The sequence below is a fragment of the Pseudomonas sp. IT-P12 genome, from assembly GCF_949767465.1.
Classification (GTDB): domain Bacteria; phylum Pseudomonadota; class Gammaproteobacteria; order Pseudomonadales; family Pseudomonadaceae; genus Aquipseudomonas.
The window spans coordinates 250,404-263,995 of the sequence record NZ_CATKPY010000011.1 but is presented as its reverse complement, the minus strand read 5'-3'; the positions used below and the strand labels follow the sequence as shown (position 1 = coordinate 263,995).

The 13,592-nt window shown below is 63.2% G+C and carries 13 protein-coding genes; 2 read left to right on the top strand and 11 right to left on the bottom strand.

Annotated elements, in window-relative coordinates; translation table 11 throughout:
• Window positions 1-123: 123 nt before the first annotated feature.
• From pqqE to pedF, 11 genes are all read right to left on the bottom strand, one after another.
• Window positions 124-1,266, bottom strand: coding sequence for a pyrroloquinoline quinone biosynthesis protein PqqE (gene pqqE, locus ACM6IM_RS04470; RefSeq protein ID WP_414864311.1), 1,143 nt, complete (start codon window positions 1,264-1,266; stop codon window positions 124-126).
• On the bottom strand, window positions 1,244-1,516 hold the full coding sequence (gene pqqD / locus ACM6IM_RS04465) for a pyrroloquinoline quinone biosynthesis peptide chaperone PqqD (RefSeq protein WP_192303126.1): 273 nt from the start codon (window positions 1,514-1,516) through the stop codon (window positions 1,244-1,246). The genes pqqE and pqqD overlap by 23 nt, the downstream gene beginning before the upstream one ends.
• On the bottom strand, window positions 1,513-2,265 hold the full coding sequence (pqqC, locus tag ACM6IM_RS04460) for a pyrroloquinoline-quinone synthase PqqC (RefSeq protein WP_414864310.1): 753 nt from the start codon (window positions 2,263-2,265) through the stop codon (window positions 1,513-1,515). The genes pqqD and pqqC overlap by 4 nt, the downstream gene beginning before the upstream one ends.
• 153 nt (window positions 2,266-2,418) lie before the next feature.
• Window positions 2,419-3,333 (bottom strand): pyrroloquinoline quinone biosynthesis protein PqqB, encoded by a 915-nt coding sequence (gene pqqB, locus ACM6IM_RS04455; RefSeq protein ID WP_414864309.1) that lies wholly within the window; start codon window positions 3,331-3,333, stop codon window positions 2,419-2,421.
• A gap of 55 nt (window positions 3,334-3,388) precedes the next feature.
• Window positions 3,389-3,460 (bottom strand): pyrroloquinoline quinone precursor peptide PqqA, encoded by a 72-nt coding sequence (gene pqqA, locus ACM6IM_RS04450; protein ID WP_003253598.1) that lies wholly within the window; start codon window positions 3,458-3,460, stop codon window positions 3,389-3,391.
• A gap of 251 nt (window positions 3,461-3,711) precedes the next feature.
• A complete protein-coding gene (locus tag ACM6IM_RS04445; RefSeq protein WP_414864308.1) occupies window positions 3,712-5,232 on the bottom strand; it encodes an aldehyde dehydrogenase family protein in 1,521 nt (506 codons plus the stop codon).
• 248 nt (window positions 5,233-5,480) lie between these two features.
• Entirely contained in the window at window positions 5,481-7,256 is a 1,776-nt protein-coding gene (locus ACM6IM_RS04440) for a PQQ-dependent methanol/ethanol family dehydrogenase (RefSeq protein ID WP_192303135.1), read from the bottom strand.
• 265 nt (window positions 7,257-7,521) lie between these two features.
• Window positions 7,522-8,448, bottom strand: coding sequence for a quinoprotein relay system zinc metallohydrolase 1 (locus ACM6IM_RS04435; RefSeq protein ID WP_414864307.1), 927 nt, complete (start codon window positions 8,446-8,448; stop codon window positions 7,522-7,524).
• 16 nt (window positions 8,449-8,464) lie between these two features.
• Window positions 8,465-9,223, bottom strand: coding sequence for a quinoprotein dehydrogenase-associated SoxYZ-like carrier (locus ACM6IM_RS04430; protein WP_414864306.1), 759 nt, complete (start codon window positions 9,221-9,223; stop codon window positions 8,465-8,467).
• On the bottom strand, window positions 9,220-10,098 hold the full coding sequence (locus ACM6IM_RS04425) for a substrate-binding periplasmic protein (protein ID WP_414864305.1): 879 nt from the start codon (window positions 10,096-10,098) through the stop codon (window positions 9,220-9,222). The genes ACM6IM_RS04430 and ACM6IM_RS04425 overlap by 4 nt, the downstream gene beginning before the upstream one ends.
• Before the next feature lie 3 nt (window positions 10,099-10,101).
• Window positions 10,102-10,563, bottom strand: a complete 462-nt coding sequence (gene pedF / locus ACM6IM_RS04420; RefSeq protein WP_192303143.1) for a cytochrome c-550 PedF — start codon at window positions 10,561-10,563, stop codon at window positions 10,102-10,104.
• Window positions 10,564-10,817: 254 nt separating this feature from the next.
• Here pedF and exaA point away from each other — a divergent pair, with 254 nt between their 5' ends.
• Entirely contained in the window at window positions 10,818-12,710 is a 1,893-nt protein-coding gene (gene exaA / locus ACM6IM_RS04415) for a quinoprotein ethanol dehydrogenase (protein ID WP_192303145.1), read from the top strand.
• A gap of 131 nt (window positions 12,711-12,841) precedes the next feature.
• On the top strand, window positions 12,842-13,489 hold the full coding sequence (locus ACM6IM_RS04410; RefSeq protein ID WP_414864304.1) for a pentapeptide repeat-containing protein: 648 nt from the start codon (window positions 12,842-12,844) through the stop codon (window positions 13,487-13,489).
• Window positions 13,490-13,592 lie beyond the last annotated feature (103 nt).

Genomic DNA, 13,592 nt, shown 5'->3' with positions numbered 1-13,592 from the left:
TCACCGCAGGCCCCTGTGGGAGCGGGCTTGCTCGCGATTCGGTGGGTCAGCCAGCCTATTCGTCAAGTTTGACACCGCCATCGCGAGCAAGCCCGCTGCCACAGGGGATTTGTGGTGTCTGGGCTAGCCGCGATAGATCAGCCGCGAGGCCTTTTCGTTGCGCAGGGTCAGGTTTTCCATGCCCTGCCCCGGCGCGTCGGCTTCTTCGCGGGCCTTGAGGATGACGCCGTGGTGCGGCGACTTGCTGCACACCGGATCGGCATTTTCGGCGTCGCCGGTGAGCATGAACGCCTGGCAGCGACAGCCGCCGAGGTCCTTGTGTTTTTCATCGCAGGAGCGGCACGGTTCCTTCATCCAGTCATCGCCGCGAAAGCGATTGAAGCCGAAGGAATCGTTCCAGATGTGCTCTATGCTGTGCTCACGCACGTTGGGAAACTGCACCGGCAATTGCCGGGCGCTGTGACACGGCAGCGCGGTGCCATCCGGAGTGATGTCGAGAAACAGGTTGGCCCAGCCATTCATGCAGGTTTTCGGGCGTTCTTCGTAGTAATCCGGGGTGACGAAAATCAGCTTGCACGGGTGCCCCTGGGCTTCCAGGCGCTGACGGTATTGCTGGGTGATGCGTTCGGCACGTTGCAGTTGCTCATGGGTGGGCAGCAAGCCGGCGCGATTGAGTTCGGCCCAGCCATAGAACTGGCACGTGGCCAATTCGACAAAATCCGCCTCCAGTTCCAGGCACAGGTCGATGATCCGGTCGATGCGATCGATGTTGTGCCGGTGAGTGACGAAGTTCAGCACCATTGGATAACCCTGGGCTTTCACCGCCCTGGCCATCGCCAGTTTTTGTGCGAAGGCCTTGCGTGAGCCGGCAAGCAGGTTGTTGACCGTTTCGTCGGCGGCCTGAAAGCTGATCTGGATGTGATCGAGCCCGGCCACCTTGAATTCGGCGATCTTGCCTTCGGTCAGGCCGATCCCCGAGGTGATCAGGTTGGTGTAGTAACCCATGTCCCGGGCAGCCTTGATCAGCTCGGCCAGGTCCTGGCGCACCAGCGGCTCGCCCCCGGAAAAGCCCAATTGCGCGGCGCCCATGGCCCGCGCCTCGGCGAACACGCGAATCCATTCATCGGTGCTCAACTCCGCGCCCTGTTGGGCGAAGTCCAGCGGGTTGGAGCAATAAGGACATTGCAACGGGCAGCGATAAGTCAGCTCGGCCAACAGCCACAACGGCGGGCCGGGCGGTGCATCACTCGATCCAGAACTGCGCATGGGCCACCTCCAGAAACGCCAGCACATCCTCGTCGATCCCCGGCACACCGGGGAAACTCGCCGACAGTGAATCGATGATGTCTGCCACGCTGCGTTGCCCATCCACCAGGCCGAGAATCTGCCCGGCGCTGGCATTGAGTTTGATCATGCCCTCGGGGTACAGCAGCACGTGGCAGTCCTGGCGCGGCTCCCATTGCAGGCGAAAACCCCGGCGCAATGCCGGCGATTGCCCTCGGTCGATCAGGCTCACAGCGCAATCCCCCGGTGCCAGACGTTGTCGCGGGTGACGGTGTGATAAGGCGGGCGTTCCAGTTCATAGGCCATGCTCATGGCGTCGAGCATGCTCCACAGCACATCGAGCTTGAATTGCAGGATTTCCAGCATGCGTTGCTGGCCCTCGACGGTGACGTAGTGTGCCAGGGTGATGCGCAGGCCATGCTCGACGTCACGCCGTGCCTGGCCCAGTCGCGTACGGAAATAGTCGTAGCCGCCGGCGTCGATCCACGGGTAATGCGTCGGCCAGGCGTCGAGTCGCGACTGGTGGATCTGCGGCGCGAACAATTCGGTCAGCGAGCTGCTGGCCGCCTCCTGCCAGCAAGCGCGCCGGGCGAAGTTGACGTAGGCGTCCACGGCAAAGCGCACCCCCGGCAGTACCAGTTCCTGGGACAGGATCCGCTCACGGTCCAGCCCCACGGCTTCGCCCAGGCGCAACCAGGCCTCGATGCCGCCCGCGCTGCCGGGCGCGCCGTCGTGGTCGAGAATCCGTTGCAGCCACTCGCGGCGCACCTCCCGGTCAGGGCAGTTGGCAAGGATGGCGGCGTCTTTCAGGGGGATGTTCACCTGGTAATAGAAACGATTGGCGACCCAGCCCTGGATCTGTTCGCGCGTGGCGCGACCGGCGTACATCGCCTGATGGAAGGGATGATGGATGTGGTAATAGGCCCCCTTGGCGCGCAGGGCCTGTTCGAACTCGGCGGGGGTCAAGGGGGTTTCGTTCATTGCGGGTCTCCGGAAGATTCTGCGTGTCTGGTCTGGCGCTATCGCGAGCAGGCTCGCTCCCACAAGGGCCTCTGGTTGATCAGGATGTGCGGGATCAGTTGCTGACACCCCCACCACGTGTGGGAGCGAGCCTGCTCGCGATGGGGCCAGGGGCTACAACACAATGTCCATGCCGTCATAGGCCACCTCGATCCCCCGTCGCTCCAGCAACGCCCGTTCCGCCGAGTCCTCGTCGAGTATCGGGTTGGTGTTGTTGATATGGATCAGCACCTTGCGCTGCCGGGGAAAATCCTCCAGCCGCTCGAGCATCCCGCCCGGTCCGCTTTGCGGCAGGTGCCCCATTTCGCTGCCCAGGCTCTGGCCGACACCGCACACACGCATTTCGTCGTCGCGCCACAAGGTGCCGTCCAGCAGCAGGCAATCGGCACGCGTCATCCAATGGGCGACGTCGTCATCGATCTGGCCCAGCCCCGGGGCGTAGAACAGTGCAGCCCCCGAACGCTGGTCTTCGATAAACAGGCCGATGGTGTCGCCCGGCTGCGGATTGCCGCGGTTGGGCGAGTAAGGTGGCGCGTTGCTGACCAGGGGAATCGCGCGCAAGCGCAGGTGCTCGCAGGCGGCAATGTGGAACGGTTCGCGGTCCAGATCGACGGGTTGCCACTGCAAACCGCCGTTCCAGTGTTCGAGCATGGGGAACAAGGGGAATCCGCTGCTGAGGTCTTCATGCACCCGGGCGGTGCACCAGACCGTATGCGGGCAACCTTCGCGCAGGCTCAAAAGGCCGGTGCAATGGTCGATCTGGCTGTCCATCAACAGCACGCCGGCAATCGCCGTGTCGCGCAGGCGGCGCGCCGGTTGCAGTGGCGCGAAACCGTCGATTTGCGCACGGATGTCCGGGGAAGCATTGCACAGCAGCCAATTCACACCGTCGTCGCTCAGGGCGATGGATGACTGCGTGCGACGCTGCGCCCGCAGGCTGCCGCCGCGCAGTCCGGCGCACTGCCGGCAGTTGCAGTTCCACTGCGGAAAACCACCGCCGGCGGCGGAGCCGAGAACGCGGATGTGCATGGGCAATGCTCCAGGAGGCAGGCCCGGCCAACACCACGGCTGGCCGGGTGAACGATCAGCGGTTGGCGAAATACATCGTCACTTCGAAGCCAATGCGCAGGTCGGTAAACGCGGGTTTAGTCCACATGGGTCAATCCTCTTCTTATGCCGGGCAATTCCGGTAAAGCCATTAATGCACGGGGCGCAAAAGGTCCGAATGCTACTTTCGAACGAGGTTGTGGGGTGCGTTGGTAGGGGGTGCGCCTCGGCGTTCAAGCAATGTGAAAAACCCCTATGGGAGCGAGCCTGCTGGCGATGAGGTCAGCACATTCAGCATTGAATGTCGGACCGCAATCGCGAGCAGGCTCGCTCCCACAGGGGGGCCATGGGTTCAGTGAGTTAGAAGAACCCCAACGGATTGATGTCGTAGCTCACCAGCAGGTTCTTGGTCTGCTGATAGTGATCGAGCATCATTTTGTGGTTCTCGCGACCGACACCGGATTTCTTGTAGCCACCGAACGCGGCATGGGCCGGGTACAGGTGGTAGCAGTTGGTCCACACGCGCCCGGCCTTGATCGCCCGGCCCATGCGATAGGCGCGGTTGATGTCGCGGGTCCACAGGCCCGCGCCGAGGCCAAATTCAGTGTCGTTGGCGATGGCCAGGGCTTCGGCTTCGTCCTTGAAGGTGGTGACACCCACCACCGGCCCGAAGATTTCCTCCTGGAACACACGCATCTTGTTGGTGCCCTTGAGCAGCGTCGGCTGGATGTAGTAGCCGCTGGACAGGTCGCCCTCCAGGCGCTCGGCGGCGCCGCCGGTGAGCAGCTCGGCGCCCTCCTTCTGGGCAATGTTCAGGTACGAGAGGATCTTGTCGTATTGCTGCTCCGACGCCTGGGCGCCGACCATGGTTTCGGTGTCCAGTGGGTTGCCGCGCTTGATCTTGACGATTTTCTTCATCACTTCAGCCATGAACGGCTCGTAGATCGACTCCTGCACCAGTGCGCGGGACGGACAGGTGCACACCTCACCCTGGTTGAAGAAGGCCAGCACCAGGCCTTCGGCGGCTTTCTCGATGAACGCCGGTTCGGCCTGCATGATGTCTTCGAAGAAGATGTTCGGCGACTTGCCGCCCAGTTCGACGGTGCTCGGAATGATGTTCTCGGCGGCGCAATGCATGATGTGCGCACCGACCGGGGTGGAACCGGTGAAGGCAATCTTGGCGATGCGCTTGCTGGTGGCCAGTGCTTCACCGGCTTCGCGACCGAACCCTTGAACGATGTTGAGCACACCGGCCGGCAGCAGGTCGGCGATCAGTTCGGCGAAGACCATGATCGACAGTGGCGTCTGTTCGGCGGGCTTGAGCACGATGCAGTTGCCGGCGGCCAGGGCCGGGGCGAGTTTCCAGGCCGCCATCAACAGTGGGAAGTTCCACGGGATGATCTGCCCGACCACACCCAGTGGCTCATGGAAATGGTAGGCAGTGGTCAGCTCGTTGATCTCGGCGGCGCCGCCTTCCTGGGCGCGGATGCAACCGGCAAAGTAACGGAAATGGTCGGCAGCCAGCGGCACGTCGGCGTTCAGGGTTTCGCGCACGGCCTTGCCGTTGTCCCAGGTTTCGGTGACGGCGAGGATTTCCAGGTTCTGTTCGATGCGGTCGGCAATCTTCAACAGCACCAGCGAGCGGTCCTGGGCCGAGGTCTTGCCCCAGGCATCGGCGGCGGTATGGGCCGCGTCGAGGGCCTTGTCGATGTCGGCGGCGCTGGAGCGCGGGAATTCGGCGATCACTTCGCCGTTGACCGGTGAAGTGTTGGTGAAATACTGGCCATTGACCGGCGCAACGAACTCGCCGCCAATGAAGTTGCCGTAGCGCGCCTTGAAGGAAACGACGGCACCGGGTGTTCCGGGTTGTGCGTAAATCATGGTGAGCCTCTGTCTGGGTCGAGGCCTGTCGGACCGACAGGCGATGCACCGATACTAGAGAGCCCCGCCGGCCAGACGAATGCGCCGTTGGCAGGAGGGGCTCTCGTTATTTGGTAGTAGTTTTGGTGCAAATCCGATGTGGGAGCGGGCTTGCTCGCGAAGGGGCCGTGTCTGTCGAGAGGGACGTTGAATGACACACCGCTTCGCGAGCAAGCCCGCTCCCACAGGGTGATGGGCAAGATTTCAGGTCAGTGCTTCGCCACCAGGTCCTTCGGCAACTTGAAGGTCCAGAGCATGCCGCCCTGGTTGAAGTCCTTCACGCGTTTGGCCACCTCACCGCCCCACAGCGGGACGGCGCCGCCCCAGCCCGACAGCACCGAGACGTATTGCTCGCCATCCATTTCCCAGGTCACCGGCGAGCCGAGCACGCCCGAGCCGGTCTGGAACTCCCAGACTTTTTCGCCGGTCTTGGCATTGAAGGCCTGCAGGAACCCTTCCGGCGTACCGGTGAACACCAGGTTGCCCTTGGTGGTCAGCACCCCGCCCCACAGCGGCGCGAAGTTCTTGTGGCGCCACACTTCCTTGCCGGTTTTCGGGTCGATGGCGCGCAACACGCCGATGTAGTCTTCGTTCAACGGTTTGATGGTGAAACCGGCACCGAGGAACGCCGCGCCTTTCTTGTAGGCGATGCCCTCGTTCCAGATGTCCATGCCCCATTCGTTGGACGGCACGTAGAACAGCCCGGTGTCCTTGTTGTAGGCCATCGGCATCCAGTTTTTCGCGCCGAGGAACGCCGGGGCGACGAACACCGAACTGCCCTTGGCTTCGCTGCCCGGTGCACCCGGACGGCTGGCTTCGTTGTAGATCGGCCGACCGTCTTTATCCAGGCCGGTGGCCCAGGTGATCTTGTCCACGAACGGGAAGCCACGGATGAACTTGCCGTTGGTACGGTCCAGCACGTAGAAGAAGCCGTTGCGGTCGGCGGTCGCCGCCGCCTTTATTTCCTTGCCGCCCTCGGTGTAGTTGAACGACACCAGCTCGTTGACGCCGTCATAGTCCCAGCCATCGTGGGGCGTGCTCTGGAAGTGCCATTTGATGGTGCCGTCGTCCGGATTGAGTGCCAGGCGCGACGACGAGTACAGGTTGTCGCCAGGACGCAGGTGCGAGTTCCATGGCGCCGGGTTGCCGGTGCCAAACAGCAGCAAGTTGGTTTCCGGATCGTAGTAACCGCCCAGCCAGGGCGCTGCACCGCCGGTTTTCCACAGATCGCCCGGCCAGGTCTTGCCGGCCTCGCCACCGGAGATACCGTTCTCTATCGCTTTGCCGTCCTTGTAGACATAGCCCATGTGGCCTTCGACCGTCGGGCGGGACCACAGCAAATCACCGTTTTTCGGGTCGTAGGCTTCGATTTTCCCCACCACCCCGAACTCGCCACCGGCCACGCCGGTGATCAGCTTGCCGTTGATCACCAGCGGCGCGGCACTGATCGAGTAGCCTTCCTTGTGGTCGGCGACTTTCTTGCTCCACACCACCTTGCCGGTGTCCTTGTTCAGCGCCACGAGCTTGGCGTCGAGGGTGCCGAAGAACACCAGGTCGCCATACAGCGCCACGCCACGGTTGATCACGTCGCAGCACGGGCGGATGTCGTCGGGCAAGCGTGCATCGTATTGCCAGAGTTTCTTGCCGGTGCGCGCATCCACCGCGAATACCCGCGAGTAGGATCCGGTCATGTACATCACGCCGTCCTTGATCATCGGCTGAGCCTGTTGACCGCGCTGTTTTTCACCGCCGAAGGAAAACGCCCAGACCGGTCGCAGGTCTTTCACGTTGTTGACGTTGAGGGTATCGAGGGGGCTGTAGCGCTGACCCTGGACGCCCAGACCGTTGGTGACGATCTGCTCCGGGTTCTTGGGGTCCTGGAGAATGTCCTGGTCACTGACGGCGGCCAATGCCGTGCCGGACAGCAGCATGGCACTGAGCAACACGCTCAGGACGAAGGGTTGGCGACGTGCGGGTTGGGTCATGGCGGCTACCTCTGCGGTTTTTTGTTATACCCGGGAAATTTTCCCGGTCTGGTGCAGATTCTTGGTCGCCACAGGCCCTGCGACAATTGCCCGCAGTGTTGAGATTTCTAGTTCCTTGGTAGCGGGTCTCGGTCTCGACCAATGCTGGCGCCCCTGTGGGAGCGCGCGTGTTCGCGATGGCACTGGATCAGGCACACCTGTGTTGAATGGACTGACCTCATCGCGAGCAGGCTCGCTCCCACAGAGGATGGGGATGTTGGGGGGGTTATTGATCAACGCGCTTCATCTGCTCACGCTCATAACGCGGGTACAGATGGCTGACACTGCGAATCAGCTCGTAGCGGCTCAGGCTGATCGCGGCGAAGCGTTCCGGAATGGGGCTGCGGATCATTTCCGCCATGTCGCTGCCGTTGGCGGCGCCGTCGCGCATCAGTTGATCGAGCCAGCCGAGGTAGTCGCGCATTTGCGCGAATGGTCTGGCATCGTTGGCCAGCGGGCCGTGGCCGGGCACGATCAGTGTCCAGGGCAGCGCCTGGAGGCTGTCGATGTCTGCCAGCCACACCGACAGCCCAGGGCTGTTCGGCGTGGTCAGCGCCCGCTGATAAAACACCAGATCGCCGGCGAACAGCACGCCGGTCTTCTGGTCGAGAATAGCCAGATCCGCGCCCGTATGCCCACCCAGGCTCAGCAGGCGCAGATCGTGATTCCCAAAAGTTCGTACCCCGGGCGCCAGCGTTTCGGTCGGCAACACCACTTCGGTGCCGCGCATCCAGTCCCCCACCAGCCGGTACATGTTTTCGGCCATGGCGTCGCCCTGCTGTTTGAGCAGCTCGGTCGTGCCGGCCAATGCGCCGATCGGCACGTCGCTGAAGGCCTGATTGCCCAGCACGTGGTCCGGGTGGTGATGGGTCAACAACACCTGGATGACCGGCTTGTCGGTGGTCGCGGCAATCGCCTTGCGCAGGGCTTCGCCGTAGCGTCGCGAGGGCCCGCTGTCGATCACTACCACGCCGCGCTCGGTGACGATGAACGCCGTGTTGACGATGTTGCCGCCGTTGCTGCGGGCGAAATTATCGGTACTGCCTTCGAGCAACCAGGTGTCTTCGGCGATCTGCCGGGGCGTGAGCCTGTAGTCGAGGTCGGCGAGCGCCGGCAGGCTCAGGCTCATGAACAACAGCAGCATCCAGCGCATCGCGCGCTCCTTGGGGTCAGGGTATGGCCGCATCGAATTCATTGCCGCTGTTGTCACGCAATGTCAGGCGCGTCTGCCCTGCGCCCTCGACGTCGAAGGCCAGGCTGGGGTTCTCGCTGACAGCGGGAAACAGCTCGAGGCGCGCCAACAGGCGATCATCCTGATCGCGCAGCTCGGCGTGGTTGATGAAAAATTCCGGAATGCCGCTGACCATGCCGTTGTCCATCGGGTGCGCCACCTGCAAACGCAGGCGGCTGAACTCCCCGCGCGGGTAACGCCCGCCCAGCACCTGGCCCAGGCGCTCCTCCCAACCCGGCTCGGTGCGCACCACACTGGGCGCCGTGCAACCGCCACCCGCCGCATCGATCAGGGTCGACCCCACATGCCACAGCCCATCGCGGGTCTGTACGGCGGCGCGCAATGGGGTTGCCTGCTCGATACGGATGCGGATCGACAGCCAGGGCAGCACGCCATCCAGTGGCTGGAAATCGACGATTTTCGGCAAAGGATTGAGTTCGGCCCAGGCGAGGATCTTCACCACCTCGCCCTTGAACGCCCGGGCATCGATCTCCAGCGGGACCTGACGTGCGTCCTCGGCAAACGGCGGCGCCAGCAGCTTGACCCGGTCATCGAACACGAACGGCGCATCGCCAAGCATCTGCCTGTGGTAGAAGGCCCACATCACCGAGGGCACCGGGTCCGGCCCCGGCTCCACCGCCCCGTGTGCGACCAGGGGCAACCAGCAGGCCAGCAGCCAACTTGCGCACCGGGTCATGGTTGATACATGTCCGGCGCGTCGTAACGCAGACCGTAACGGGCATAGAGGGCGTTGACCGAACCGTCGCGGATCAGCCCCTCCAGCGCCTCTTCCACGGCGTAGGCGAGTTGGCGGTTGCTTTCGTGCACCGCCATGCCGATTTCCCAGCGCTGCTTGCCCATGTTCGGGTAGGCGTTCTCCGCCAGCGCCACCTGCGGGTCGGCGGCTTCGTGCACCTGCCAGTCGATCTCGCCACGCATGGCCATCACCGCGTCGACCTCCCCGGCCTTCATCGCGGCAAACGCCTGGGGCACGCCGGGATAGTGACGGGTGGTGCCGGCGAGCATGCCGTTGAACACCGACGTCAGGTAGAACGACGGCACGCTGTCGACCTCGACGCCGATGGGGTGTTGCTGGAACACCGCGACGCTGGCCACCGATTCCAGGCGCCGGCGGTCATAGGCGACTTGCCATTGTTCATTCTGGTACGGACCGAACATCACCACATGGCCGTTTTCCAGCTCACCCACGTCATTGCGCTTGCGCGCGTAGTCCTGGTCGTAGGGCACGCGCATCATCAGGTCGGCCAGTTGCTGGTTGTGCAACTGGCTGGCCCGCCAGATGTAATCGCGCAGATCGTCGTCGAGTTTTTCGCCGGGCGGCGCCCAGATCAGTGTGAGCCGCACCCCCAGCGCCTTGGCCAGGGCACCCGCCAGCTCGACGTCCACGCCCTTGGGTTGGCCGGCGTCTTCGAAGCTGTAAGGCGCAAAGTCCTTGTAGACCGCCACTTTCAACTCGCCGGCGGCGATCATTTCGTCATAGGTGCGGACCTGCGCCTGCACCGCCGGGCAGCACAGCAACACAGCGCTGATCACCATCGCGAGCAGGCGCATGCATCAATTCTCGACGCGGACGCTGTCGAGGTAGGTGCGAACGGCCCACAAGGCTTCCTGGCTCAGGTAGTCGGCCATCTTCGGCATGTACACCCGACCGTCGCGCACCGCACCGTGGCGCACGCGTTCGACAAACCATTCGTCACCGGCCTCATCGGCATCCAGCATGCGCAGGTCGGGGGCGATGCCGCCGGACTTGGCTTCCAGGCCATGGCAGGCTGCGCAGTTCTGGTTGTAGGCCGAAGAGCCGATTTCCACGGCTTTGTCGTGCTCGGGTGATTTGCGGTAAGGATTGACCGCCGCCCAACCGTCACCATCAAGCTGTACGCCAGCGTCCTTGATCGGGGTCAGCCCTTTGGTCTCGACGGCTTGCGGCACAACGTTGCCATGGGCCCAGACCGAACCTGCACTGATAAAGCCGGCCAGCAGTCCGGCGACGAGCAAGGCGTTGCGTTTAGTTGTCATTGTTATGCCCTCAGGATTGCACGCAAAACCTCTTTGCAGAGGCTATGGCAGCCATCTTAGAAAGCACCCGGGCGCATCCCCATGCTGCTTTGGTGGCCGCGGCTTAGTACCTTGGTAGTAGGGCTTGTGGTGCACACCCAAATCAGGTGTCGCCTGGGAATTCTTCCCGGCAACGGCGGGACTTTTTCCGTAGTCGCCACCCCGCCGGACACACCACCCTGTGCAGGCCAAAACCTCCACTGGGAACTGCAACCATGACAATAAGATCGCTACCCGCCCTTTCCCCTTTGACGCGTGCCGTGCAGGCGTTTGTGCTGGCGGGCTGCTTGACCCTGAGCACGGCCGGCCACGCCGCCAATGCCCCTGCCGCACCGACCCGCAACGTGACGTGGGAAGACATTGCCAACGACCACCTGACCACCAAAGACGTGCTGCAATACGGCATGGGCACCAACGCCCAGCGCTGGAGCCCGCTGGCCCAGGTCAACGACAAGAACGTGTTCAAGCTGACCCCGGCGTGGTCCTATTCCTTCGGTGACGAGAAGCAGCGCGGCCAGGAATCCCAGGCCATTGTCAGCGACGGCGTGGTGTACGTCACCGGTTCCTACTCGCGGGTGTTCGCCCTTGACGCCAAGACCGGCCAACGTTTGTGGACCTACAACCACCGCCTGCCGGACAACATTCGCCCGTGCTGCGACGTGGTCAATCGCGGTGCGGCGATCTATGGCGACAAGATCTATTTCGGCACCCTCGATGCGCGGGTGATCGCGCTGGACAAGAACACCGGCAAAGTGGTGTGGAACAAGAAGTTCGGCGACCACGCCGCCGGCTACACCATGACCGGCGCACCGGTGCTGATCAAGGACAAGACCAGCGGCAAGGTGCTGTTGATCCACGGCAGCTCCGGCGATGAGTTCGGCGTGGTCGGCCAGCTGTTTGCCCGCGACCCCGACACCGGCGACGAAGTGTGGATGCGGCCTTTCGTCGAAGGCCACATGGGCCGTCTGAACGGCAAGGACAGTACGCCCACCGGAGACGTCAAGGCGCCGTCCTGGCCTAACGACCCCACCACCGAAACCGGCAAGGTCGAAGCCTGGAGCCACGGCGGCGGCGCCCCCTGGCAGAGCGCCAGTTTCGACGCAGAAACCAACACCATCATCGTCGGCGCCGGCAACCCCGGCCCGTGGAACACCTGGGCGCGCACCGCCAAGGATGGCAACCCGCACGATTACGACAGCCTGTACACCTCCGGCCAGGTGGGCGTCGATCCCAGCACGGGTGAGGTGAAATGGTTCTACCAGCACACCCCGAACGATGCCTGGGATTTCTCCGGCAACAACGAGCTGGTGCTGTTCGATTACAAGGACAAGGACGGCAAGACCGTCAAGGCCACCGGTCACGCCGACCGTAACGGTTTCTTCTATGTGGTCGATCGCAACAACGGCAAGTTGCAGAACGCCTTCCCTTTCGTCGATAACATCACGTGGGCCAGCCACATCGACCTCAAGACCGGTCGCCCGGTGGAGAACGAAGGCCAGCGTCCGGCCAAACCCTTGCCTGGCGAAACCAAGGGCAAGCCGGTGGAAGTCTCGCCGCCGTTCCTCGGCGGCAAGAACTGGAACCCCATGGCGTACAGCCAGGACACCGGCCTGTTCTACATTCCGGGCAACCAGTGGAAAGAGGAATACTGGACCGAAGAAGTCAACTACAAGAAAGGCTCGGCCTACCTGGGCATGGGGTTCCGGATCAAGCGCATGTACGACGATCACGTCGGCACCCTGCGGGCGATGAACCCGACCACCGGCAAGGTGGTGTGGGAACACAAGGAGCACTTGCCGCTGTGGGCCGGCGTGCTGGCGACCAAGGGCAACCTGGTTTTCACCGGCACCGGCGATGGCTTCTTCAAGGCCTTCGATGCGAAAACCGGCAAGGAGCTGTGGAAGTTCCAGACCGGCAGCGGCATCGTCTCGCCGCCGATCACCTGGGAACAGGATGGCGAGCAGTACATCGGCGTGACCGTCGGCTACGGCGGCGCCGTACCGCTGTGGGGCGGCGACATGGCCGAGCTGACCAAGCCGGTGGCACAGGGCGGGTCATTCTGGGTGTTCAAGATCCCGAGCTGGGATAACAAAGTGGCGCAAAAATAAACCACCGCCCCATCCACCCTCGGCCTCTGTGGGAACGAGCCTGCTCGCGATGACTGCCAGACATCCAGCGTTGAAGGGACTGACCTCATCGCGAGCAGGCTCGCTCCCACAAGGCCACCCGGAGACCTGCCATGAAATGCCTGCCGCTACTCCTTCTATTGAGCATCGCCACGGCTTACGCCGATGACGGCGACGACACCCCACTGATCATCAACGGCTGCACCCTCGCCGAACATAGCCAGTGCCCCGGCGCCAACCTCAGGGGCGCCAACCTGAGCAATCAGGATCTGCGGGGCATCAACCTCAGCGGCGCCGACCTGCGCGAGGCCGACCTGCGTCATGCCCGCCTGGACCTGGCCAACCTGGAAAAAGCCCAGCTGCAAGGCGCCAATCTCAGCCGCGCCAGCCTGCAACAAAGCAATGCGCGCCTGGCGGATTTCAGCGGTGCCAACCTGATGGCCATCCAGGGCTGGGGCCTGTTCGCCCAGGGTGCGCAGTTCCAGGACGCCAACCTCAGCGCCGCCTACCTGCAGTTCGCCAGGCTATCCGGCGCCAGACTGCACAATGCCAACCTGCGGGCAGCCGACCTGGAGATGACCTGGCTGAGCAAGGCCGACCTCAAGGGCGCCCGTCTCGACGACGCCAACCTGCAGGAAGCCAAGTTCGGTGAAAGCAACCTCGAACAGGCCAACCTCAGCGGCTCGCGCCAGCATTACGCGAACTTTCAGGACGCGAACATGGAGGGGTGTTCGGGGTGCCCGACGACCTGGGATAAATAAGCTGCAATGTACCCCCTGTGGGAGCGGGCTTGCTCGCGAATACGGTGTGTCAGAGACATGTGAAGTGACTGGTACACCGCATTCGCGAGCAAGCCCGCTCCCA